The following is a 23,919-nucleotide window of genomic DNA, read 5'->3' on the forward strand; positions in this document are numbered from 1 at the left end:
CATGAAAACGATCTGCCTTGTGGGCGGGAAACTCCAGGGCTTCGAAGCTGCGTACCTGTCTAAAAAAGCCGGAATGAAGGTAGTTCTGATAGATAAGAACCCGCAGGCTCTGATCCGAAATTATGTGGATGAATTCCACTGTTTTGACGTAATAAAGGAGCCTGACAAACTTCTGGAACTCTCAAAGAGTATTGACGCTTTACTTCCTGTAAATGAAAACCTCGCCTGTATCGAATTTCTGAATTCAATTAAGGAGAAATTCTCCTGCCCGGTACTTTTTGATTTTGAAGCTTATCAGATCAGCAGGGATAAGAAAAGTTCAAAAGACTACTTTAAGTCCATAGGAATTCCGACTCCCCGGGATAACCCCTCAGAACCGCCTTATTTTGTAAAACCTCCCTGCGAAAGCAGCAGTGTAGGAGCCAGGATAGTTTATAATAAAGATGAACTTGAAGCCCTTGAACCTGGCATGCTGGTTGAAGAATACGTTGAGGGCGAAGTCGTTTCTCTCGAGGTAATCGGGGATGGAAGTAATTTTGCAGTGGTAAAAGAAACTCTAATCCATATAGACGAAACTTACGACTGCCATATGGTAACTCCACTTCCTGCTGATCCTTCCTTCAGGCAGATCTCCCATGCTCTCGCAGCAAATCTTCCCTTGAGGGGAATTATGGACGTAGAAGCAATCTCCGGTCCAAAAGGGCTCAGGGTGATCGAAATCGATGCCCGTTTTCCGAGCCAGACCCCAACAGCCGTTTACTATTCTTCCGGAATCAACCTGATAGAACTTCTTTTCAGGGCCTTCACTGGTGGCATCGAAGAAAACGAAGCTCTTCCTGAAGATAAATATTGCATTTATGAGCATCGCATTCTCGGAGAAAACGGAATCCTCGTTCCTGCAGGAGAACAGGTACTTTCCATGGGCAGCGAATATGGGAAATTCCATGAAGAACCCGGAATTGAGATTTTACTTTGCAAAGCAGAAAACCCGGTATTCACCCTGATTTTCTGGGGTAAGGATAGGGAAGAAGCTGAGGCAAAAAAATGCAAAGGGCTCTCGATTCTCAAAGACCGTTTCGGAGCTGCGGTGTGAAGGAATAGAGAAGAGGAAGGTTAAGTAAAGAGTTAGGGAAATCAGGATTTTCCAGAAGCAGGAAATGGAGACAAAAATGGCACTTTTAACCCAGGATGATTTGATAAATATTAATATGCAACTTCAGAAAGCTGATTCTAATGTACGGAAAGTAACAGGACTTGACATAAAAGGTGTTTGCAAAGCCCTCTACGGCGTCCCCCGGAACTCCGAGAAAGTCGGTATTGTGCCTATAACCTCGGGAAACGGGATAATAGGAAACTTCTCGGCTTCTCTGCATGCGATTACAAAATATTTCGGATTTGATAGTTTTGTCACGGATATGCCGGATGTCAGCGGCTATTACGAGGCTGTAAGGAATGGAGCTGAAATCATCCTTATGGCAGACGACCACACCTTTCTTGCGCATAACCTTAAAAATGGAAAAATAGCCAACAACCAGCCATGCACAGGCGTCATCTATGCTGAAATCGCCTCCAGGCACCTGAAAGCCGATTCAAAGGAGGTACTTGTTGTGGGGCTGGGGAAGGTAGGTTTTCCGGGAGCAGCGCACCTTATGAATAAAGGTTTCAAGGTTTACGGGTATGATGCTGATAGCGTACTCCTCAAGAAGGCGGTCTCAAGTCTCGGAATTGCCCCTTTCAACCTTGAAAACCCAAAAAAGTTTTCCATTATTTTCGAGGCGACCCCCTGTGCAAATACAGTTCCTGAAGCCGTAATCTCGAAAAATTGCGTACTTTCCACCCCCGGAATTCCCTGCGCAATCTCCGAGGAGCTTCAAGAGAAGTACAATGTGGAACTCATAATGGAACCCCTGGGAATAGGAACGGCATCAATGCTGTACTCTGTGCTATAAAACCCGAGCCTCGTAAACTTTTTGAGTAAAGCGTTTAACTGCAAGCCTTTTCAAAAAATCCTTGACCGCAAGCCTCTTCAAAAAAGGCTTGAGCGCAAACTTTTTCAAAAAAAGTTTGATCAAAAACGCATGCTTTATCTAAACCGGCTTAACCGGAGCGTGATAAACCGGCGCAACGGTTTCAACGCAAGCCTTTTCAAAAAAGGCTTGAGCGAAAATCCCCAGGCAACGGCGTGATAAACCGGCGCAACGGTTTCGGGTCAACGGTTTCGGGTCAACGGTTTCGGGTCAATGGTTTCATCACAACGGCTTGGTCTGTCACTTCAACTGGGCGGTTATTCATGGCTTCTGAAAGCATTGCCTAAGATCCTCCTCTAAATCGTTTATTATGATGGAGCGATGAATTTCCTTATGAAGTTCAGATTCTGTTTGATAAAAATGCTTCACGCTTTCTGGAGTTTGAATGTTTGGCTTTTTTAGAGGGATACCTTGCAAGAGCGATGATTATGACAGCTAAACCAGGAGATATAACCGGATGGGTGTAATACTGTGAATATATAATATGAAATGTAAGATGTTTCTCATTTAATAAATCAAAAAACTAAGTTTATATGAGTGAGCAATATCAATTAACTCATTAAAGAATACAAGTGTTGTTATGAAAGATATAAACCAGACTAATCAAAAAATACTTCACTATGCAAGGAATTTTTTGCAATGTAGGGGCTATAATGGATTTAGCTACAAAGATATTTCTCAAAAACTGGGAATAAAGAATGCAGCAATTCATAACTACTATCCCAAAAAAGAAGATCTGGTTGCAGCATTGCTCGAGGACAGCAGAAAGAGTTTAGCTGCAAATACTGCTCAAATAGTGGAATCCGGGGGATCAGCTCGTGATCAGCTTCAGTCCTACTTCGATTACGCATTGAAAGAGTTCGATGAAGGCAAATGTATCTGTCCTCCAGGTTCGGTAATTCTCGATTTTGAAGAACTTCCTGAAAAGGTTAAAAAACAAAACCTTTTGTTGCTGGATGACATTCTAACCTGGATTTCCAGAGTTCTTAAAATAGGTCTGGAACAAGGGGAGTTTAATTTCTCTGGTTCTGTAGAAGCACGTGCAGAATTAGTAGTTGAAGCCTTAATGGGTGCCAGACAATTATCCAGTATCAAGGGACGGAAAAGACTCGTTAGATCCATTTCTCTCATTAAATCCGATCTTGGGTGGAAGGATTAATTTTTTCCTAACCATTACCTACTTGTATGTAAGTAAGTATCTTGTCTTAATATAGTCAAAATATATTGCTCGAAAAAAATTAGGTTTTCTGGCATAATTCCTGAGGAGAATATCTCAATGCCCATCATGAGTATTATTTCATGCAAGATAATGCAGGACGAAATCATCTGGATTCTTGAAAGTGACTCTTCCATTGATGAGATCATTGTAGTTGATAATGAAAATATCCGGGAATTCGTAGAAAAACTGGACAAAGTAAATCTCCAGTATAAAGTGCTCTCTCTGGAAGATATTTCTTCACTTCCAGAAATTAAAATCGAATGCAAGAAATATACGGTTTTGGTCCATTTGATGGAATTGGGCCTTCATAGAAGTCCTAAAGAGTTGAAAATTAAGGTATATGAGACCATAAAGACTCTGACTCCTTTTTCGTCGGGAATTTTACTCTTCTACGGTTTATGTGGGAATGTACTTGGAGATGTTGAAAAAGATTTTCAACGTAGTTCAATCTCATGTCCGGTTCGGATTCTTAAAGACAAAGATCACAGGATTGTCGATGACTGCATAGGGGCTACTGTGGGAGGAGTCAAGAACTATCTAAGGATACTTAAAAGTGTTAGTGATGCCGGAACATACCTCTTTACTCCCATGTATAGCAAGGGCTGGAAGGAACTATTTGACATGAATAGGCTAAATAAAGACCCCGCCAAAGCATTGAAATTAATGAAGAAGACTCACGAAATGATTGGTTATAAAAGAGTTGCTAAGATTAATACTGGCCTTAAATACACTGAAAATTTCGACGCTTCTATTCGAGAATTTGCAGATTTGTTTGGTTTCGAAATTTTGGAATTCGATGATGGTAATCAAGAAATCTTTAAAGATTGTTATCACGAACTCAAAATGGAGCTTTAGGAAAAATCAAAGTGTTGACAAAATTTTGTATTTGTAAATGAGTGGTGAGCGGATGCCTGTACTTAGCATAATTGCCTGTGAAATGCTTGAAGACGAACTGGCATATGTCCTCTCAGAAGACCGTGACTTAAATCAACTGATTGTAGTTGAAAACAGGCAGAGTTTCAGGTTTGTTCGAAAGCTTAAATCCAAAAATTGCCATCTCAGATTTTTTCCTTTGGACAAGGTACCTATTTTTTTAAAAGAGGCAAATAACTCTATACCTTTGAATATTTCGAAACTTTTATTAAAATTTCCGTTTTTTAAGAAAATACCTCATAATATCAGAGGAAAGAGTAAAGAAAAGAACAAAGAAAAGCCTATTGTCGTTGTAGACACTCTGAAGCTTGGTCTACATGCAGATCGTGAACTCTTAAGGTCTGAGATCTACCAGCATATTAAGAAAATGGCAGCTTTTTCAGATGGCATTCTTATTTTCTATGGAAATTGTGGGCACTCTCTGAGGAACACGAAAGAAGACTTTAAAGATCTCCCCTGCTCTCTTTATTTTCTCAAAGATGAAAAAGGAGAGATTGTAGATGATTGTATCAGTGTAGCTCTTGGGGGCAACGATAATTATGCTGAAGTTATGCAGAGTGGGAATGGTACGGGTATGATATACCTGACTCCTATGTGGGCCTCCAGCTGGAAACAAATGAGAAAGGAATCTAACGGCACTTCTAACTTCAATGAAAACTTCTTGAAAAAGCATTACCGAAAGGTTGTCAAAATCGGTAATAAAATTTCTATAGAAAGTGAATTCGATAGAAACGTCTTAAATTACGCTCGAACTTTTAATATGAGTATTGCTGAAATGGAAGGCAGTATGAAAATAGCAAGTAAGTCCTATATAAGTGCCAAAAGCGATATCTGCAAAAAAAGCAGTATCAGATTAAAGAATATTGAGTGGATATGCTGAAAATAAAAGAAGGGAAAAAGATAAAGAAGATAAGTTCTTCTCTTCTCAAATCTTCTTGTAGAGACCAAGAGTGCTTAGAGTCAATGCGGTGGCGTTTATGTCATCGTTTTTATTTCCCCAGGCACCGCTTTCGTGGACATTGTTCAGGAGCCAGTGGATTGAGGCTTCAAGTTTTTCTTTAAAGCCTGCAAGAAGCAGGGCTTGAATCGCCAGGTTGCTTGTGGAAATGTGTTCCCAGCCTCCATCAGTATCTCTCTTTGAAAGGATCCATTCAGCTTTTTCCCGGATAAAGGGTTCAAAGGTTCTGGTTTTTGCCAGGTTATCCTGTTTTTTGAGAGCAGTAATGATGAGGGATGTAGTGCCTACCTGTTCCCAGGCAGGGCAGTAATGTTCATATAGCCAGTTACATCCGCTTTTGTCCTGAGTTCCAGTATCTGCAAGAGCCCCAAGGGCATAGGCTGTATCGTAAACATCCCTGTTCCAGGAATTTTTGCTTTTTTCGGCAAGCAGCCATTTTGCTGCGGACATGAATACAATTCCTTCCGTTGAAAGGGCTGAACAGGCCCTTGCGGTATCCCTTATTGAAAAGTTCCAGGAACCATCATTTTCCTGTTCAACGATCAGGCGGGTTATATAAGGGTTCGGGAGCGCCCAGAGGGCATGTGCGGATAAAGTACTTGAAAGTTCCTTTACTGACCTAATTTGCTGTGCAGAGAGCCATTCAAAACTTTTTTTCACAATATCAAGTTCCAGGTCGTTTAACATTTCACTGTGCTTTTCAGATTCCATATATTAAAACCTGACCGAACACCTTACTGAAAGTGTTATCCTCTTCTGTAACTGTTTTTCCAAAACTCGGGATTTGTTTTGTTTCACCCTTTCTACTATAGATTATCTCAGAGAAGGTCTTTTTGCCAGTTCCTGATCAACTGAAGGAATTACATATTCGTTTTTATCGACGCCTCTCAGTTTGGCAATAATTTCTTTATCATTTTCTTCCTCTTCCTCCTGCTCTTCAACGTACCACTGCAGAAAAGAAGCTGTAGTGTCATCCTTCTCAGCGTTAGCAAGCTCTACCAGTTCATTAATCGAGCGGGTGATGAACTGTTCATGCTCCAGGGTCTGCTGAAACATTTCCACAGCTGTCCCGAAATCCATAGGCGGCTCTTTAATTTCCTTCAGTTTCACCCTTCCATCCTGATCGTTTATGTAATCAAAAAGCCTCATTGCGTGCATATTTTCTTCCTCTGCCTGTACTCTAAACCAGTGAGCAAAACCCGGAAGCCCTGCCGACGAACTGTATGCCGACATAGCAAGGTACAGATAGGACGAATACATTTCTTTATTGATCTGTTCATTCAGTGCTTCTTGCATCTTTTCCTTCAGCATTAGTTTCCCCCATTCTTAAATTCGCATGCTGGCAGATATATTCTACGATTCCCCTTTCAGAATATGTTTGATGCAGAATCTATCTTTTTGGTCAACTGCGAGCAGAATTTTTCTGTAAGGTTTTCGTTTCATAGAGTGCCCTCCCGGTCCAGCCTTCTTGATGCTAAACTGTGCTTTTCACTGCATCTCTTCATGCATGACAGTGGCTGAGGCTCTTTCGCTCTCTTGACCACAAGTGACAAACCTCTCAGGTTTAATCTTTTCACGTACGACAAGTACAGGGATTTTTGAGTTCCTCACGACTTTCTCGGATACGCTCCCAAGCATAAAGCGTCCAATTCCGCTTTTTCCAGTAGAGCCCACAACGATCATGTCAACTTTCTGATTTTCCGCAAAATCCAGGATTTTTTCAGCCGGATTTCCTTTAAGCAATACGGGTGCAGCTTCTATTCCTGCAGCTCCTGCACTTTCTTCTATGCAGCATATCGCTGCACGACCAACTTTCTCAAACTGCTCGTAGGCATTTTTTACCCACGATTCATCCATCAGAATTGAATCAAAAAAAGTTATATCGATGACGTATAAAGCATATATTTTTGCCCCATTCCACTTCGCAATCTCTACCCCGAGATCTGCTACGTTTTCACAGGCTTTTGAGCCGTCAGTAGCGATAAGAATTCGTCTTTGCGGTTTAGATTTAAGTTCACTACTCTCCTCCATACCTACCCCCCAATATTCGTAATTAAATTTTAAGCCAATAAAAGTCTTAATTGTCAACTAATGTACATATTCCATATTTCCGTGCTTTTCAGTGTTACTTCCCATGCGCAACAAGCATCGGAACCTTTGCATTCCTGACTACTTTTTCAGATACGCTTTCAGGAAGGAAACTATCGGCATCGATTTCCCTCGCTTAGCCTTGCAATCTCCATCCCGGCATTTATTGCGTGTGTACTGCTTTCCGAGCCGTCAGTAGCGATAAGGATCTTTTTGTAAGAACCTCTCTCCTCCCCACTTCCCCATTTTAAGCTCATTCTTAATTTAATGGCTGATTCTGAGTAGATTTTTCTATACAGAACCAGCTTGTCTTATTTATTCTTTCAGGGAGCCGTTTATGCCTATAACAGAATTATGCCTGTATCAGTTTTTTATCGCTTTTGTGCCTTTCCCGGACAACCAGCACCGGAACCTTTGCATGCCTTACGACTTTTTCGGATACGCTCCCAAGTACGACTTTCTCGTATCCGCCTTTTCCAAGCGACCCCACTATAATCATATCAATATTATTGTCTTCTGCAAAAGTCACAATTTTTTCTGCCGGGTGCCCCCTCAGGATCCTGGATTCAGCCTCTACCCCTGCATCTTTTGCGATTTTCTCTATATAAGAGGTCGCTTCATGCCCCGCTCTCTCAAATTCGTCAAGTGTCTCTTTTGACCATATCTTATCCAGCGAAACTGAGCGATAGGGAGTTGTATCAATTACATACACGGCATATACTTTTGCCCCACTGCACCCAATCATTTCCATTGCGAAATCTGCGGCTTCGTTTGCGGTCTCTGAGCCGTCTGTAGCGATCAGTATCTGTCTTCGCGGTCTAGATATGACATCAATATTTCCTTCCATAATTACCCCTCATATTTTTGTTTGCTATCCCTGTATCGTGTTCCCGTATTCCGGATTTTCATCTTTTTACAGGCTTGTGCTTTTCCAGTAACTTCAGAGCCAAAGGTCGCAGTTAGATTTCTTCAGGATTGCGCTCTATGCTCTGACCACATCATTTTACTCCTTATCTGAATATTGATGTGTTCATATTAATAATTTTCATCCAATTGTTTCCCGGGGAAAGTAAAAGGTGTTCCTGAAGGTAAAAAACATACACTTTGAAATATAATTTATTTTTTGGAGGGCAGATTTTGAGAAAACCGGGAATCAAACTTTACATTGTAAAACTTTGAAAAAATCTGAAAATGGGAAAGTGCTGATCTGAGGGGCTTGAAGTTTCAGGCCTCTTCAATCAGCTTTTTTACGGTTTTGAGCACAAGGATTGCATCTTCTCTTTTTATGTCAACTTGACTGCCTGTGCAAAAATCCAGAATGGCTTTTTTCTTTTCTTCCGGAATCAGCCCTTTTTTCGCCCCTTCTTTCACAAGCCCGAGATAGCTCCGGTCAGGGTAGTAGGTATCAATTGCAAGCTTCAGGAGTCCTTTATATTCCTCCTCGCTCACAAATCCCGAAATGAATGCGGCTTTCAAGGTTTCCCTTATATTGACAAGAGGCACGGAAATGGGTTCGAAAGTGTCAGGGTTTGTGCTTACTGCGACCTCATCATCGGACTCGATTACACCGTCCCTATACCATTCGTAAACTCTTCCTGCGCCTATCATCCCGTGGGTATCCAGTTCCGAAGCCCGTAGAGCTCCCATACTGGCGCCGCCTACGACTTTTACGCCTGCATCAAGCGCAGAGAGAATCTCCCTGTGCCCTACAGCAGCCCTATCAAAAAAGATTCCGTCAATTATTCCTATTACCCTGTACCCTTGCTGGACAAATTTTTCAAGCTGGAACCTGCGTACGGGGGGCTGGTAATTTGCCCTCAGGATTTTTCTTGCGTCCTCATGGCTGATGCTGTTGCCTGTGAAGATTACCGCCCTTGCTTTCATCGTCTCTTCCACGGCTTTTCATTTTTATCTCTGGAAAATTCTCTCTTCCTCTGGGAGCCAATTCTTTTTCCCTTTCGGTCCCGGTCAATAGTGAAAAGTTCAAACCCAGGGATTATCACCCTGACAACCGGCACTTTAACCTCTTCTCTTGAGAGGTCTACTACAAGCACCCTCTCAGCAAGTCCCTTAAGTTTTTCGAGTATAACATCAATATTTTCTGCAGGGCTTTTCCTTGACAGATCCTGCACTTGAGAAAGTGAAATTTTTTCTCCTTCTTCGAACCAGAACCCGTTCAAACGTTTCATGCGGTCATACCCTACACTTCGTATGAAATCTTCCCTATCCGTATCTTCCCTTGCACCCTGAATCTGGACTACCCGTGATTGGGCAGCTTCGGTTATCGCCCTGGCAACTGCAATTTCGGGTTTCAGGTGAGAGCCTGCCCCCATAACAAGAAGAGCCGGATCTTTGAGTTTTAAGTCGTCAGTTACCGCAATTACTGTCGGAATGCCGGTATCGGTCGGAACCAGCCAGACCTTGAGTTCTATTCCTGCATCTTTGAACTTGCTGGCAAGTTCGTACAGGTATCCGTCTTCTTCAGTCAGCACGATTTCTTTTCCCAGGTTGCGGGAAAACTGCCCTATGCTAATTACATCCCTTTCTATAACCTCAAGCAACCCGTGGAGAATAGCTTCCTCAATAATGTTTCCGGAAGCAAGCCCATTGGTATTGCTAAGGAAAAGTTTCTGGCACTGCCCTGGCGAGTTATACGGATGGTAAACCGCATTGGCGCTTACGAACACCTCTTCGCTGTTAATTATATCATATGCACCAACCCACTCACACAGGGACTGGGGAAGATGGGGCTGGGGCAGAAGTAGAGTTGCCGGGTCGAGAACTGTACAGCTTTCTCTGGAGGTGTTATAGGATTCCACAAGCGCAGGGGCTGAAATCTCGCTTTTTATATTTGCGTTCAGGCCAGGCCTTTCTGCCAGACAGCGCTCAAAACTTTCCATTATTGCCGAGATTCGGGCTCTCTGCTCGGTTGAACCTTTGCCTGAGTAAATACTGATAGCTCCCTTTGCTGCACTGGGGCGGATTGCCGAGAAAATAGGGATTCCAAGCCTGTCCAGGTTCGTAATATCAGCAATTCGGGTAACGCCTATTTTTTTTATCTCATCTTTAGTGTTTTCCAGGGTTGTGGCTTCGTCATATACTCGCTGCGTGCCTTCGAGATATGAGATCGATCTGTCAATTTTTATTTCAGGCATAGTTAGAAACCTTCTATCTCTTGTTATATATAATGCGATTTTTCGGGTATCGAAACTTTTCAGGGTTCTTACATAATTTCTCTGAAGACTTTTTGACAATTATAGACTAATACAAACACAATACACACATACTGCAAATATAATACAAACATACTGCGAACATAATACAAACATACTGCGAACATAATATAAACAGAGTATAAACAGAATAATGCTATATATTGAAGGCTCTATAAGTATGTAAGAGGGCTTATAAGGGGGTTTTGTCCGATGAATATTAGAAAATTATTTCTGGAGGAAAATGTAGGGGGCTTTGATCTCCTGTTCCGAACCATATATGGAATACTTGCAACTCTCGCACTGGCAACAGGAGTTGTGAAAAGGTCTCCCTGGAAGTGGATTGTTGCAGCTATAGCTTTTACAGGGCTCTACAGCTCAATCCTCAGGCACTGCACTCCTTATGCAATTCTAGGAATCAGTACCGCAGAGAAAAAATGAAACTTCTGTGCAGGAAGCTTACTTCAGTGAACAGTACATTCGGAGATACTAATTCTCCAGTTTTCTTTCAACTTACGCTTCGAAGGCAAAAAACGCATTGAAGTTGTTAGTCTTACCCAGCCTCTTCTTTCGATGGGATTCTATCCGGCATTCCTGTAATATTCAGGACAAATGAAAAATAATCAGGGGAAGCACCATGACCATTGAGCAGGATCAGATTATTCCTTATCAACAGTCAACTAATGAAGTATTAACTGCACTAGGCACGGATGCGCACACTGGTTTGAGCGAAAATGAGGCACAGGCGCGGCTAGACAGGTACGGCAGGAATGAACTGACGGCAGAAAAGCCCGTGCCTGCGTGGAGAAAGTTCCTGGCACAGTTTCAGGATGTGCTTGTTATCCTGCTGCTTATCGCAACACTGATTTCGGCAGGACTGTGGCTTTATGAGCGTGATTCGGCACTGCCTTACGAAGCGATTGCTATCTTCGCTGTCGTACTGCTCAATGCGGTTATGGGTTATGTTCAGCAGTCACGGGCTGAAGAAGCGATGGCTGCATTGCGTCAGATGACGGCGGCACACGCAAACGTCATTCGGGACGGGACACGGCAGAGCATTCAAGCGACTGATGTCGTACCCGGTGACATTATAGTTATCGAAGAAGGCAATACTGTCCCGGCAGACGCTCGAGTGATCCAGTCAACTGCACTGCAAACAGCCGAAGCAGCACTGACAGGTGAAAGCCTGCCTGTTTTGAAAGACAATCTCACGATTACGGAAGAGGTTGGAGTCGGCGACCGGGACAATATGATCTTTAGCGGCACTGTGGCTGTTTACGGGCACGGGCGTGCGGTGGTAACAGCAACTGGAATGCAGACCGAAATGGGGCGAATTGCCGGAATGCTCAAAGAAACGCCGATAGAAACTACCCCTCTACAGGAGGAACTCCACCGCGTCGGCAAACTGCTCGGGATCGTCGTTATCGCCATTGCAGTAGTAATAATCACAACAATCATCCTGATCGAAGATGTTAGAGGTTTCTCAGCCCTTTTTGACGTGCTCATATTAGGTGTGGCGCTTGCGGTCGCGGCGGTACCGGAAAGCCTGCCCGCGGTGGTAACAGTTGTGCTCTCTCTTGGTGTGCAGCGCATGGCGCGGAAAAATGCCATCGTACGCCACCTTGCAGCTGTCGAAACTCTGGGCTCGGCTAACGTCATCGCTTCCGATAAAACGGGTACGCTGACGAAGAATGAAATGACAGTACTTGGAGTCGTCACCGCAAGCGGGAGAGTCGATTTAGAAGGTACGGGTTACTCCCCTGAAGGGGAGGTGCGCAGGGAAGGAGGGGGAAAAATCGATGGCGCACTGGAGTTCGAGTTCGTCCGTACACTTGCAGCCGCCGACCGGGCCAGCAATGCCGTACTGCATGAGCGCGACGGGCGCTGGGCTGTACATGGAGACCCGACCGAAGGGGCACTGATTGTAGCGGCGCGCAAAGCGGGGCTGGAAGCTGAGGCGCTCAATGCACGGCTGGAACGTATCGGAGAAGTGCCTTTCTCTTCCGAGCGCAAACTGATGAGCACGGTCCATACTGATACCGAACAGAAGGGACGGCTCCTTAGCTTTACCAAAGGTGCACCTGATGTATTGCTTGCCCGCTGTACCCAGGAGCTTGTTGGAGACAAAATCAAACCTCTGACTGCGGAACGCCGTGCAGAAATTTTGAAAAGCAATGAAGAACTGGCAGGTGAAGCCCTGCGAACACTTGCGGTTGCTTTTCGCGCGATGTCAAAAGACACGTTTGAGCAAGAGGGCCTTGATGAGGACGTCGAGAAAGAACTCGTCTTCCTGGGGCTGATTGGGATGATTGATCCCCCGCGCATGGAAGCTAAGGATGCAGTTGCACGCGCTATGGCTGCGGGGGTCCGTCCTATTATGATTACAGGCGACCATCCCAAAACCGCTACAGTCATTGCTGAGGGACTTGGCATTCCAGTTCACGGGCAGGCTGTCACGGGCACCGAACTTGAGAAGATGACTGAGGAAAAACTTGACCAGACGGTTCAAACGGTGTCGGTTTATGCGCGCGTTAATCCCGAGCATAAACTTCGGATCGTGGAAGCGTTAAAACGTGCAGGGTCGATTGTGGCAATGACGGGCGACGGGGTCAACGATGCACCCGCCTTGAAAACTGCCGATATAGGGATAGCAATGGGCATTACAGGAACGGATGTTTCCAAAGAAGCCTCCGATGTTGTGCTCGCAGATGATAATTTCGCGACCATTGTAGGGGCTGTTGAAGAAGGACGCGCAATTTTCTCTAATATCCGCAAGTTCCTGCGCTACCTGCTGTCATCAAATCTCGGGGAAGTAATGATAATGTTCTTCGGTTTGCTGCTGGCGGACGTAATAGGTTTGACTGCGGAAGGCGGGACCGGGATAGTGCTGCCTCTGCTGGCGACTCAGATCCTCTGGATCAATCTTATTTCAGACGGGCCACCTGCGCTCGCGCTCGGAGTTGACCCTGCGGAGCCAGGGTTGATGAGAGAACCACCGCGCCCCAGGGAAGAAGGAGTGATCACCCGCAGCATGTGGGCTGGCAATCTCTTTACCGGGGCAATCATGGCAGTCGGGACTCTGCTAGTACTGGATGCCAGCCTACCCGGCGGTCTGATCGAAGGAGCGGGCAATCTGCGGTATGCGCAAACGATGGCCTTTACTACTGTGGTTTTCTTTTCACTGTTCGTCGTTTTTAATGCACGTTCGGATAAGCAGAGCGCATTTGTCGGACTGCTCTCAAACAAATGGCTGTGGGGAGCGGTCCTGTTATCTTTTCTACTGCAACTGGCAGTTGTTTACATCCCGTTTTTGCAACAGGCATTTTCGACCGTGAGCCTGAACCCTGGCGATTGGCTACTCTGTGCAGCAGTAGCGAGCTCGGTGCTATGGCTGCGTGAATTAAGCAAAATCATTGTACGCGCGTGGGAAAACCGAACAAAAAGAGATCTCGTGTGAAGATTTATGCAGCATTTTATAAGATAGCGAAGGCGGGCAGTCCGCCAGAAACGGAGTTCTCGTTTCCAGACCAGCCAATAAAGAATATTCTCAACTTCTTCAGTTTTTCAACAATGCCTTTAAGCTAATAAAGCTTCCTGACAATGCAAAACGAACTTTCAAAAGTTTTTTAAGCAATAGGAAAGTTTACTATTCTGGCAAGAAAAGAGAAAGTTATCCCCTCCATGTTCTCTTTTCTTTTTCTTTTTTTCCGGCTTAAACTGTCTCTCTTTTTTTCCGTGAATTCTAATGCATCCAGTCAGGAGGAAATTGATGTATAGATATTCTAGAAAGAGTATGCCATTCATGGATTTCGGTTTCTGCTCAAAAGATGCTGCTTTTTTAAATCTGATACACATTAAAGCATTCTTTCCGCTGTATAAGACAATTAGATAAGTTTATTATATCCAAGCACGTAGATTAAAATATGACTACATTGCTTGAGGATTATGGGTCTATCAGTCACATTCCTCTGGACGTAGCCTTTAGGGATGCTATTCTCATCGGGATCTTAAGCGTTGTTATGTTCTTTATTCTGGTTCTTGCCGTGCGTCGTAGTATGAGGAAAGCTCAGAGCAGTTAAGTCCCGTTACATGCGTGTTACGTGTTTTTCTTTTGTTTTCCCTTTCAGGATGTCCTATAGTAGCTTAGCTCTGGTTCTTTTTCCCTGCGTTTGTTTAGAATATTCTTAGTTTCTTTCCAAGTTCTCCTGTTTTTTATTCTTCGGATATCAGTTCTCTGGACTGGCTGGTCATAAAAGGTTTATCTTTTTCCTGACTCAGGATATTTGGTTCTTTTATTTTCAAATATATTAAAAATTATAATATTTATTATAATTAAAATCAGGGGAATTGGGAAGATATGCAGGCTGAAGAGAGGGGAGTGAATACTGATAGTTCTAAAACTCAGGTAAATGAACCTTCCTCTCATGATAAAAGTCATAGCTCAGGAAGAGAAACGCCAGGGAATTCCCATGAATCTCATGGAGAAAGCGGGAATAAGCCTGCCGGAAATAAACCTGCTGGAAACACAATACATCAGGGACATCCCGAAGATCAAACTATGCTTACCGAAGAGAAATCGCTGGATCACGGTCAACACGAAGAAATGGAGCGAAGCCCTGAGCAGCACGAAGAGATGAAGCATGCAGAAACGGAACACGGACAACAAGGTGAAATGGAACACAAGGCTCATGAACCGCATGCAGGAATGAAACACGAAGGAGCGGAGCATGAGGGTCATGGGGCTGCTGGCGGGAAAGGGCACGGCAACCATCATGCCCATATGCTTGAAGACTTTAGAAGGAGATTTCTCGTTTCTTTAGTGTTAACTTTCCCGGTTTTGCTGCTTTCGTCTACGATCCAGGATTTTTTTAACTTCGAGCTTCAGGTTCCGGGAGCGGATTACCTTAGCTTTTTGCTTTCCTCGGTCGTCTACTTCTACGGCGGGTACCCATTTCTCAGGGGGATAAAAGAAGAACTTTCTGATAAATCGCCCGGAATGATGACCCTTATAGCCATTGCAATCAGCGTGGCTTATTTTTACAGCTCGGCTGTGGTTTTCGGGCTGGATGGGGAGGTGTTTTTCTGGGAGCTTGTAACCCTTATTGATGTAATGCTGCTCGGGCACTGGCTTGAAATGCGTTCGGTCATGGGAGCTTCAAGAGCCCTTGAAGAACTGGTAAAAATCATGCCTTCGGTTGCCCACCTGAAGAAAAATGGAGACTTTGTCGATGTAGAGGTTGACAAGCTAAAAATCGGGGATGAGGTTCTCATCAAACCCGGAGAAAAGGTGCCTGTGGACGGGACAGTTGTGGAGGGGGCAAGCAGTGTCAACGAGTCCATGCTTACAGGGGAGTCGAAACCTGTCACGAAAAAGCCCGGAAACGATGTTATCGGCGGTTCGATTAACGGGGAAGCCGCTTTTGTCGTCAGGGTAGAAAAAACAGGAAAGGACACCTATCTAAGCCAGGTTATTGAACTTGTCAGGACTGCCCAGGAAAGCAAATCAAAAACTCAAGATCTGGCAAACCGAGCTGCGCTATACCTGACAATTATAGCCCTTACTGTGGGAACTCTCACTTTTACTCTCTGGATTCTCTTTGGTCAGCAGCTTGTCTTTGCGCTGGAAAGGGCAGTGACTGTAATGGTCATTACCTGCCCTCATGCCCTTGGGCTTGCAATACCTCTAGTAGTTGCAGTTTCAACGTCTATTGCCGCAAAATCCGGACTTCTCATTCGGGACAGGCAGGCGTTTGAAAAAGCACGCAATCTTCAGGCTATTATTTTTGACAAAACCGGTACACTTACCGAAGGAAGGTTTGGGATCACGGATGTGGTTTCGTTTTCTGGCGAGAAAAACGGAGAAGATAATGAAAGAATCTTAAGCCTTGCCGCCTCGCTGGAAGCCAGTTCGGAACATCCAATTGCGACAGGCATTGTGGAAAGTTCACGGGAAAAAGGGCTGCAAACCCAATCCGTAGAAGAATTCAGTTCTATTCCGGGAAAAGGGGTACAGGGTATGGTTGAAGGAAAAAAGTTCCTTGTTGTAAGCCCTGGCTATCTTGAAGAAAAAGGGCTTACCCTGAAAGACGAGGAAATTGAAGAAATCAAGGCACAGGGAAAGACCGTTGTGTTTCTGCTTGAGGAGGACAGGATACTCGGAGCCCTTGCACTTGCTGATATTGTCAGGAAGGAATCGAGGGAAGCTATCTCGAAACTTAAAAGCATGGGAATTAAATGCCTCATGCTTACGGGGGATAACCGATATGTTGCAGCCTGGGTCTCCCGGGAACTGGGGCTTGATGATTATTTCGCAGAAGTCCTTCCTCATGAGAAAGCTGAAAAGGTCAAAGAAGTTCAGGCTCAGTACATTACAGGCATGGTCGGGGATGGAGTTAATGACGCACCTGCCCTGGCTCAGGCTGATGTCGGAATAGCCATAGGGGCTGGTACGGATGTCGCAATCGAAACCGCTGATATAGTCCTGGTAAAAAACGATCCGAGAGATGTAGTTTATATTATCGGGCTTTCCAGGAAAACTTACTCCAAGATGTATCAGAATCTTCTCTGGGCAACAGGGTATAATCTTTTTGCAATTCCCCTTGCAGCAGGGGTGCTTTATGGATACGGAATCCTGCTGAGCCCTGCTATAGGTGCCGTTCTTATGAGCCTGAGTACCGTCATAGTAGCAGTAAATGCGAGAACTTTAAAGATGGGGTGATTTAGTGTTTGGAATATTCCGCAGTATAAAAAAGATAATCGCTTTAGCCGCACTAGCTTCGGCAGTAGTCGGATTTATCTCAAGACTTATGGGAAAGAAAAAGAAGTAATAAATTTAAGGTTCGGATAGAAAGTTATAGCTCGGGAAATTCACGAAAAGCTGCTGGAAAGGAATTAGCCTCAAGTAAGCTACTAAAAGCAGGTATATTTCACTTTCCAGCTTCTATACAACCTTCGTGTAAGCGCCGGTTCAAACTTTTCTCTTTTTTATTCAATTTACGGTCTCATTCTCTACAGTTGCAGAACCGATTTTGATCTCGCTTTTATGCAGGTTGATTCCGCCTTTATCCTCAATCACAGTTTCCAGTTCATATGTGGAATTTTCCTTTCTTGGGAATTCGAGCACAATAGGATTTTCAGACGAGACATTCCCGTAAAATTTTTTATCAGCAGTTTCGAGGATATTTCCATCTTCCCTGAACTCATAACTCATGTAGCAATCAAATCTGGAGTCCGGGCTTCTTGGAGCGCAGGTAAACACAAACCTGTCTTCGTAGCTGTGGGATTCGCTTACGAATGCGTCAAGAGATCCTTTCCCAATGATGTCTTCTCGATTCACTGCTCCGTTTTCTCCCGGAGGCCGATCAATCAATTGTGCAACTACTAACGCAGTCACGACCAGGAGAATAATCATCAATAATTTGGTTGTATTGCTCATAATAAACCTCGGTCTGAGATCCCGTTTTTTATCTGCCGGGATTTTCCGGTTCGATCTTTCGTCTAATTATAATTGTCTTTGAAAATGTAATTTATTTAGTTTAAAATATGCGATTTAAATGTATAACTTAAATTTTCTCTTGAGTCTTTATCTAAGATGATGAAAATTCCTGAACCAGGTTAGCAGGTCAGTATTTTAAATTTTCTTCAAAATGCCTGAGCCGGAAATCGAGCAAAAAAACGGTGTAGATCACCAGGCCCGCAATTAAAAAAGAAAATCCTGCAAGCGTTTCGTATAAAAGGCCTCCAAGGATTAGCCCGGTAATGGCGGCAAGGCCTCCGAAACTGCTGGCAAACCCCTGTATCGTGCCCTGGCATTTTCTTCCTGCAACTTTCGATAAAAGGGAAAGAAAGGAAGGCCACATAAGCCCGTCTCCAAGTGCGAAAAATCCTGCTGCAAGGTAAGTCAGGAAAAAATTTCCAGGAATGAGAAGTAAAAAATTCGTACCGAGCATAAGGCTTCCAAATATCATAAGGACTGCATCCGAATATTTTCTTGAAGCCCTGGGAAGTACAGTACTCTGTACGATTATCAGAAGCCCGCTAAGTACAGTGAAATAAACGCCCATATCCGCAATGCTCCAGTTAAGAGTTAAAACCGCGTGCAGGGGAAAAGCTGTGTAGAATATACTATAACCAAGATCGATTAGGAAATACAGGCCCAGCATATAAGGAATATCCGGAAGTCTAAGAACTTCCCTGAAATGCGGTTTCCTTGTTTCGTGGGGGGTTTTGCATTCTCTAATCTCATAACCGAAAACTTTTCGTACATTGTCTATTCCTTCAAACCTCTCAAATGCACACTCTTTACTTTCGGGAAGATAAAATACGATTAGCAATGTTCCAATAACCGAGATTGCTATTGCTCCCAGGACAGGGGCTATGTCTCCATATTCTGTCACACTCAATATTCCTGCAAGGGCAGGACCAACTATAAATCCAAGGTTTTCGGAAATCGACATTTTCCCGAAATTCCGACTTCTATTGCCCTCTGAGGTAATATCGGCCAGATAGGCATTGGCTACCGATACATTTCCCCCGGTCAACCCGTCAAGCGCTCTGGCAAAAAAGAGTACTGCAAGGGGCAGGGTAATAGTAAAAGCTCCCAGAACTCTGGAATCGACCTTAAAGAGACTTATAACGGGAAGAAAAAGAACTCCAAGAAAAATAATCCACGAGAGCAGCGTGCCTAGCTGGCTTAAAAACAGAAGTTTTTTACGACCATAAGTGTCAGACCACCTGCCGAGAATAGGGGCGCCTATTAGCTGGAAAGCCGGATATATAGCACTTGCAAGGCCGTAAATGAAAGCATTTCCTCCCAACCTGTTAACAAGAAATACCAGAAACGGGAGCACAATACTGAACCCGAGCGTTCCTATGAAATTGACAGCAAGGATTGGAAGGAGGGAACTGTTTTCTCCGGTATGAGGTTCTGGTTTGTTTTTCCGGTTTCTTTTTTCTTTTTCCATGTCTTCCCTGGGGTTTGTTCCCGAAAACCTTTCCAGACTTTCAGGTTCCCTTCTTCCATAACCGGTATACTCAGCTTCCAAATAATGGCTACTTTTTAAGGATAACTCACTCTTTAATTTTAAGAATATCAGCCCAGGCGCGTTTCCCACACTTAGGGCACTTCACGTACTTTTTGTTCCCACCATTAGGGCTGAGGAAATCTTCAAACGTTGAAACCTCAAACACTTCACCGCATCCGGGACAGAGATAGGCAAAGTTTTTTGTGTGCCATACTACAAGCAGGGAGACGCCTCCGACTATTATAATGAGCCAGAGATACCAGTAATCAGGAAGCAGGAAAACCGATGATATTACAATTATTGCCATGAACACTAAAAGTACCAGAACTGTTCCGTACCAATCGCTCTGTGAGATTCCTCTATACCTGTTTCTGCTCGTAACTGACCCCCCGGTCCTGTTTCTTCCCCTAACATTCTATATTAGAAAATGGAATTTGGGATATTTAATGGTATTTTCGCCCTTTCTCTTCGGGCTAAGTCATCGGAAAACTCTGTAAAACCCAGGATGCTTAAAAACTTACTATGAGAAGGTAAAAATCAGAAATAGTAAAAAGTTGATTGTGCCCGAAACTTGCAGGTTTGATCCGGAACTAGTCCTGACAGCCTTTTAGTCAAAATTATCCGCATAACAAAAAAGTAAAGAAACTCCAATGGAGCCCATATTTTGTTCACTTATTTTGTCTTTACTAATAGTCCCTGAATTTTATCGCCAGAGTACCAGACCTGTACTTCCAGGCGTTCCGGACATTTGCAAAAGGCATTCTGCACAGAGATCTGGGTACCAAGGTCCGGGTCGTCGAGATGCCTCCACTCATCATTGACAAAAAGCCATAAACTTCTTGCGCTGCCTGCGGGATAGGGTATCAGTTCAAGCCAGTACCGAATCGCGATGCCAGTTTCTGCAGTTGCCGCTTGTGTATCCGCTCCCTTTTCATTTTCCGGGACATTCGGCAGGTCTTCAGGTGAAGTCCCAGATTCTGACGAGTTATTTGTCATCTGTTTACCTCTTTTAGTTAAGTGCTATGACGTATAATCTTGCCTGATCTTTCAACTAATACACATATAATTATATATTAGTCTACGAAAATATGTTTAGGAACTAAAATCCCGTAAGGTGTATCCTCCCGACTTTACACCCCCCATCTTCCGTAACCTTGATAGTCGTATTTTCCGGTTTTAAGGTAAAAATAAAAGTTTTAACCTGAGAACCTCAGGTTATGAGCCTGGAATCCAATTTCAGGTCCTGCAAACTTCGTTCTTCCTGAGCCAGTCAATATCAGACTGGTAAAGGAGCCTGAGGTCTTTAAGTCCCAGTTTCAGCATAGCAAGTCGGCTTACCCCAAGTCCCCAGGCAAGAACAGGCTCTTTAATCCCCAGAGGTTCAGTAACTTCTTTCCTGAAAACGCCTGCGCCTCCAAGTTCAACCCATCCCAGGCCGTCCACATAAACCTCGGGTTCCACGCTCGGTTCAGTGTAGGGGAAATATCCCGGGCGGAAGCGAATTTCTTCGAATCCCAGCCTGTGGTAGAATTCTGCCAGTAAACCGAGCAGGTCCGCAAAAGACATATCCTTATCCATTACGACACCCTCAAGTTGTTCGAATTCCGGGGTATGCGTAGGGTCGATCGTTTCCCTGCGGTAAGCTCGGTCAATGCAGAAAGCTTTTACAGGCGGTTCGGGATTGTCTGCGAGATACTTGATAGTGACGGCTGTTGTATGGGTTCTCAGCACATTGCGTCCTGCAAGTTCCTTATCCCAGACTCCTCCCCAGCCGCAGGAGTCGATCTCTCCTCCTCGCTCGTGCATTGCGGCAACCTTTTCAAAGTATTCAGAAGGGAGCTGGCAGGCAGTGTTCAGGTGGAAGGTATCCTGCATATCCCTTGCGGGGTGGTCCTGCGGCTGGAAAAGGGCGTCGAAATTCCAGAAAGAACTCTGGATTATTCCGCCTTTTATCTCGGTAAAGCCCATTTCCAGGAAGATCTGGCGCATCTGCTCTATAAGGCGCCTGTAAGGATGAAGCTTGGCACCGTAAAGGGCTTTCGGAGTAATGTCAAGACGGTAAGGCCTGAACTTTTTCCCTTTCCAGGCTCCACTCTTCAGTAAATCGGGTGTGAGCTGGGCAATTTCCTCCTCAAGCACGAGTCCCCGGGCTGCAAGTGCGTTCCCTGAATCAGTTATGGAAACCGTTCTGAATTTTTCTTCATGCTTTATAATGAGCTTGCGTTTGAGCAGATCTTTTATTGTTCCTTCGTCGGATGCAAGCTCTTCCAGAGTCTTTACTTTGCCTGTGAAAGCCGCAAGCGTCTCCTCATCTTTCTCTGCATTTACTTTTCCGGACGGCACCATCACCCCGTTTTCAACCTTTGCCCATCCTTTTTTTACGAGCCAGCCCGTAGCAATTCCAACCATTTGCGGAGAGAAACGGCTCCTCAGCTCTTCAAGTGAGGTCGGAGCTTTGAGGGAGTCAAGAATCTGGCGCTCAGGAAGCCCGTTTTTTGTGTACTCTTCCCCTTCTTTTGTAAGAGAATAGCGTTCCAGTACCTTTTCGGAAACTGAAACCAGACCTTTTTCCGCAAGCATGAAAGCTGCCTGCATTGCCGCGTCTACCTGCAACCCTGATTTCTCCTCCAGTTTTTCGGGAGTTGCAGACCCCAGCGCCTCAAGGGCAAGCAGGACTTTTTTCTCGTTAATTGTGAGGTTTTCCTGAATACTCATATTATAGTCACATCCTGGAATTTTTGAAAATCCTAAAAACGGTATTTTATGATTACTTTATGGTAATTTAATCTGTAAGTTTATTTTTTGGAGATTATCTTATATTCATCGAGCTGTTCCCTTGCAAGCTCTCTTTTTTCCTGATGGTCTTTCAGGAATTCGGACATTTTTTCGGCTGCAAGTTGCTTGCATGAGCCGCACATCCTGGACCCTGAGATACATTCCTGCCTGATTTCCAGTAATTCCTCATCATCTCCAAGCAGGTGGAAAAGCATTACCTCAAAGACTGAGCATTCTTCAGGTTTTCCACCCAGTTTTTTCTGCTCTTCGAGTGTTACACAGCCTCCAGTTTTTGCCCTCTTTACCTTCTTTGCCCCTTCCTTCGGGTCGTCAGTGAGAGCAATATAGCTGTCAGGAACACTGCTCGACATTTTTCCCCCCTGCAGTCCGCTCATAAAGCGGTGATAGGTGGAGGCAGGAGGAATGAAAGCATAACCTCCGAACTCGGCTGCAACTTCTGCAACGATTTGCTCCAGCATCTTTCTGGTAAGTTTCCAGATTTTTCTGAAAACAAAATATTTTTCGTACTCAACGAATTCGGGCGGCTTGGCTTCTTTCATAAACCTGGAAGCATCTTCAATTTCGGCCAGGTACTGTTCTTTCCTATCAGTTTTTCTGACCTCCGAACCAAGCCTTGTCAGGAACGGATAATCAGGAGTCTGGAGCACATCAATATGCTCTTCGTAGAGTTTTACCTTCCCAGGAATGCGTTTTTTGAGTTCCCGTAAAGCTTCCTTCGGAGCCCCTTTTCCTCTGATGCTGAGATATTTCCATCCGTTTGCGTTTTCCCTTTCCTCGATCCTGAACATATTCATTTTGCCTGCGAGTCCCCTTGTAAGGCGAAGGTGAGGATCCTGGTCCGGACCTACAGGAACTACAACGGGTTTTTGTCCTCCGAATTCTTCCAGCTCAGGCTGGAGAATATCTGCAGCCTGGGTTGCCACACTTATCATGTGAGAGAGGTTTGTTTCTCCTGAAAAACCATATATCGCGCTCAGTTCCGAGAAATTAACCTTGACCCCGAGTTCAAATGCCAGATCTTTTACGCTTTCACAGCCTGACTGGAAGTAAATAAGACCATCGGGCTTGAAACCGAGAGCAATAAGACTTAATATATATTCTTCTGTCCCGATCTCCCTGCATTTTTGCCAGGAAAAGCCGCGTACTGAGAAAGCTTCCCTGTCTGCGATCCCGACAAAAGCCGACGCTCCCATTTGCTGGTGCCAGATTATCTGGTCCATAACCATCTTGTGCCCGAGGTGAACTTTTCCCGAAGGCATAAAACCGTCCATAACAGAAAAAGGAGCACCTGTGCGCATAGCCTCTGCAATCTGTTCATAATCACGGTGCCCGAAGATGACCCTTCTCCGCATGTACGTGCTTGGGGAAGGAACTTCCGGAAGAATCTCATCAAAAGGAGAAATCCCGAATTCTTCGAATAATTTGGAATAGTCAGTAATGTCGCTTGAACTCCATGGGTCAAGTTTATTAGTCATTAAATCCCTCATTGCTGTCGTTTCCTGAAGAAACACCTTCGGAAGGCAGCCTTTTCTTGCTGGAAACAACTAAAGATATGAACGCAGTTCCAGCTAAATCTCTCTTTTAAAATACCTGCTTATATGTAAATGTTTATCTTCGGGCACCGCCCGATTGAAAAAAAGGCTTAAAGGAATCTAAATATGCC

General features: G+C 44.4%; 23 protein-coding genes and 1 pseudogene. 11 read left to right on the top strand and 13 right to left on the bottom strand.

Annotation, left to right across the window (positions count from 1 at the left end; genetic code table 11):
• The first annotated feature begins 1 nt into the window (after window position 1).
• The 7 genes and pseudogenes from pylC (at window position 2) to EQO05_RS02130 (ending at window position 5,059) form a co-directional block, all read left to right on the top strand.
• Entirely contained in the window at window positions 2-1,093 is a 1,092-nt protein-coding gene (gene pylC, locus EQO05_RS02100; RefSeq protein ID WP_205793660.1) for a 3-methylornithine--L-lysine ligase PylC, read from the top strand.
• A gap of 76 nt (window positions 1,094-1,169) precedes the next feature.
• Window positions 1,170-1,949, top strand: coding sequence for a 3-methylornithyl-N6-L-lysine dehydrogenase PylD (gene pylD / locus EQO05_RS02105; RefSeq protein WP_305035932.1), 780 nt, complete (start codon window positions 1,170-1,172; stop codon window positions 1,947-1,949).
• A 21-nt stretch (window positions 1,950-1,970) separates the two neighbouring features.
• Window positions 1,971-2,186 (top strand): hypothetical protein, encoded by a 216-nt coding sequence (locus EQO05_RS02110; protein WP_128503327.1) that lies wholly within the window; start codon window positions 1,971-1,973, stop codon window positions 2,184-2,186.
• Window positions 2,187-2,359: 173 nt separating this feature from the next.
• Window positions 2,360-2,494: pseudogene (locus EQO05_RS16190) on the top strand (DUF3786 domain-containing protein); the annotation flags it as partial.
• Window positions 2,495-2,607: 113 nt separating this feature from the next.
• Window positions 2,608-3,186 carry a TetR/AcrR family transcriptional regulator gene (locus tag EQO05_RS02120; RefSeq protein WP_128503329.1) on the top strand — a complete coding sequence of 193 codons (579 nt, stop codon included), beginning with the start codon at window positions 2,608-2,610 and terminating at the stop codon, window positions 3,184-3,186.
• A gap of 117 nt (window positions 3,187-3,303) precedes the next feature.
• Window positions 3,304-4,101: a DUF1638 domain-containing protein gene (locus EQO05_RS02125; protein WP_128503331.1), complete on the top strand. Its 798-nt coding sequence runs from the start codon at window positions 3,304-3,306 to the stop codon at window positions 4,099-4,101.
• Between the two features lie 52 nt (window positions 4,102-4,153).
• Complete coding sequence (locus tag EQO05_RS02130; RefSeq protein ID WP_128503333.1) at window positions 4,154-5,059, top strand: DUF1638 domain-containing protein; 906 nt, start codon at window positions 4,154-4,156, stop codon at window positions 5,057-5,059.
• 45 nt (window positions 5,060-5,104) lie between these two features.
• On the opposite strand, the gene EQO05_RS02135 is transcribed toward EQO05_RS02130, so the two are convergent.
• From EQO05_RS02135 to EQO05_RS02160, 7 genes are all read right to left on the bottom strand, one after another.
• Window positions 5,105-5,848 carry a hypothetical protein gene (locus EQO05_RS02135; RefSeq protein ID WP_128503335.1) on the bottom strand — a complete coding sequence of 248 codons (744 nt, stop codon included), beginning with the start codon at window positions 5,846-5,848 and terminating at the stop codon, window positions 5,105-5,107.
• 102 nt (window positions 5,849-5,950) lie between these two features.
• Window positions 5,951-6,448: a ferritin gene (locus EQO05_RS02140; RefSeq protein ID WP_128503337.1), complete on the bottom strand. Its 498-nt coding sequence runs from the start codon at window positions 6,446-6,448 to the stop codon at window positions 5,951-5,953.
• 177 nt (window positions 6,449-6,625) lie between these two features.
• Window positions 6,626-7,168 (bottom strand): universal stress protein, encoded by a 543-nt coding sequence (locus EQO05_RS02145; protein ID WP_128503339.1) that lies wholly within the window; start codon window positions 7,166-7,168, stop codon window positions 6,626-6,628.
• Window positions 7,169-7,338: 170 nt separating this feature from the next.
• Window positions 7,339-7,482: a universal stress protein gene (locus tag EQO05_RS15360; protein ID WP_164888441.1), complete on the bottom strand. Its 144-nt coding sequence runs from the start codon at window positions 7,480-7,482 to the stop codon at window positions 7,339-7,341.
• 95 nt (window positions 7,483-7,577) lie between these two features.
• Window positions 7,578-8,072 carry a universal stress protein gene (locus EQO05_RS02150; RefSeq protein WP_128503341.1) on the bottom strand — a complete coding sequence of 165 codons (495 nt, stop codon included), beginning with the start codon at window positions 8,070-8,072 and terminating at the stop codon, window positions 7,578-7,580.
• Window positions 8,073-8,449: 377 nt separating this feature from the next.
• A complete protein-coding gene (locus EQO05_RS02155; protein WP_240664283.1) occupies window positions 8,450-9,109 on the bottom strand; it encodes a TfuA-related McrA-glycine thioamidation protein in 660 nt (219 codons plus the stop codon).
• Window positions 9,106-10,380, bottom strand: a complete 1,275-nt coding sequence (locus EQO05_RS02160) for a YcaO-related McrA-glycine thioamidation protein (RefSeq protein WP_128503345.1) — start codon at window positions 10,378-10,380, stop codon at window positions 9,106-9,108. Before EQO05_RS02160 ends, EQO05_RS02155 begins: the two co-directional genes overlap by 4 nt.
• 270 nt (window positions 10,381-10,650) lie before the next feature.
• Here EQO05_RS02160 and EQO05_RS02165 point away from each other — a divergent pair, with 270 nt between their 5' ends.
• From EQO05_RS02165 to EQO05_RS02175, 4 genes are all read left to right on the top strand, one after another.
• Window positions 10,651-10,878: a DUF2892 domain-containing protein gene (locus EQO05_RS02165; RefSeq protein WP_128503347.1), complete on the top strand. Its 228-nt coding sequence runs from the start codon at window positions 10,651-10,653 to the stop codon at window positions 10,876-10,878.
• 196 nt (window positions 10,879-11,074) lie between these two features.
• Window positions 11,075-13,894 carry a cation-translocating P-type ATPase gene (locus tag EQO05_RS02170; protein WP_128503348.1) on the top strand — a complete coding sequence of 940 codons (2,820 nt, stop codon included), beginning with the start codon at window positions 11,075-11,077 and terminating at the stop codon, window positions 13,892-13,894.
• Window positions 13,895-14,360: 466 nt separating this feature from the next.
• The gene (locus EQO05_RS15365; protein WP_164888443.1) at window positions 14,361-14,516 is read left to right on the top strand and encodes a hypothetical protein; all 156 of its coding nucleotides are present in this window, start codon (window positions 14,361-14,363) and stop codon (window positions 14,514-14,516) included.
• 278 nt (window positions 14,517-14,794) lie between these two features.
• On the top strand, window positions 14,795-17,155 hold the full coding sequence (locus EQO05_RS02175) for a copper-translocating P-type ATPase (RefSeq protein WP_240664284.1): 2,361 nt from the start codon (window positions 14,795-14,797) through the stop codon (window positions 17,153-17,155).
• 270 nt (window positions 17,156-17,425) lie between these two features.
• Here EQO05_RS02175 and EQO05_RS02180 read toward each other — a convergent pair whose 3' ends face one another.
• The 6 genes from EQO05_RS02180 to EQO05_RS02205 all read right to left on the bottom strand — a co-directional run bounded on the left by EQO05_RS02180 (window position 17,426) and on the right by EQO05_RS02205 (window position 23,731).
• Window positions 17,426-17,872, bottom strand: a complete 447-nt coding sequence (locus EQO05_RS02180) for a hypothetical protein (RefSeq protein ID WP_128503350.1) — start codon at window positions 17,870-17,872, stop codon at window positions 17,426-17,428.
• 187 nt (window positions 17,873-18,059) lie between these two features.
• The gene (locus EQO05_RS02185; protein ID WP_128503705.1) at window positions 18,060-19,400 is read right to left on the bottom strand and encodes an MFS transporter; all 1,341 of its coding nucleotides are present in this window, start codon (window positions 19,398-19,400) and stop codon (window positions 18,060-18,062) included.
• A 106-nt stretch (window positions 19,401-19,506) separates the two neighbouring features.
• Complete coding sequence (locus EQO05_RS02190; protein ID WP_240664285.1) at window positions 19,507-19,767, bottom strand: zinc-ribbon domain-containing protein; 261 nt, start codon at window positions 19,765-19,767, stop codon at window positions 19,507-19,509.
• Window positions 19,768-20,132: 365 nt separating this feature from the next.
• Complete coding sequence (locus EQO05_RS02195) at window positions 20,133-20,456, bottom strand: hypothetical protein (RefSeq protein WP_128503354.1); 324 nt, start codon at window positions 20,454-20,456, stop codon at window positions 20,133-20,135.
• A gap of 240 nt (window positions 20,457-20,696) precedes the next feature.
• Window positions 20,697-22,175, bottom strand: coding sequence for a phenylalanine--tRNA ligase subunit alpha (locus EQO05_RS02200; RefSeq protein ID WP_128503355.1), 1,479 nt, complete (start codon window positions 22,173-22,175; stop codon window positions 20,697-20,699).
• Window positions 22,176-22,255: 80 nt separating this feature from the next.
• Window positions 22,256-23,731, bottom strand: a complete 1,476-nt coding sequence (locus tag EQO05_RS02205; protein ID WP_205793661.1) for a tryptophan--tRNA ligase — start codon at window positions 23,729-23,731, stop codon at window positions 22,256-22,258.
• Window positions 23,732-23,919: the final 188 nt, after the last annotated feature.

This window comes from Methanosarcina sp. MSH10X1 (genome assembly GCF_004099695.1).
Classification (GTDB): Archaea; Halobacteriota; Methanosarcinia; order Methanosarcinales; family Methanosarcinaceae; genus Methanosarcina.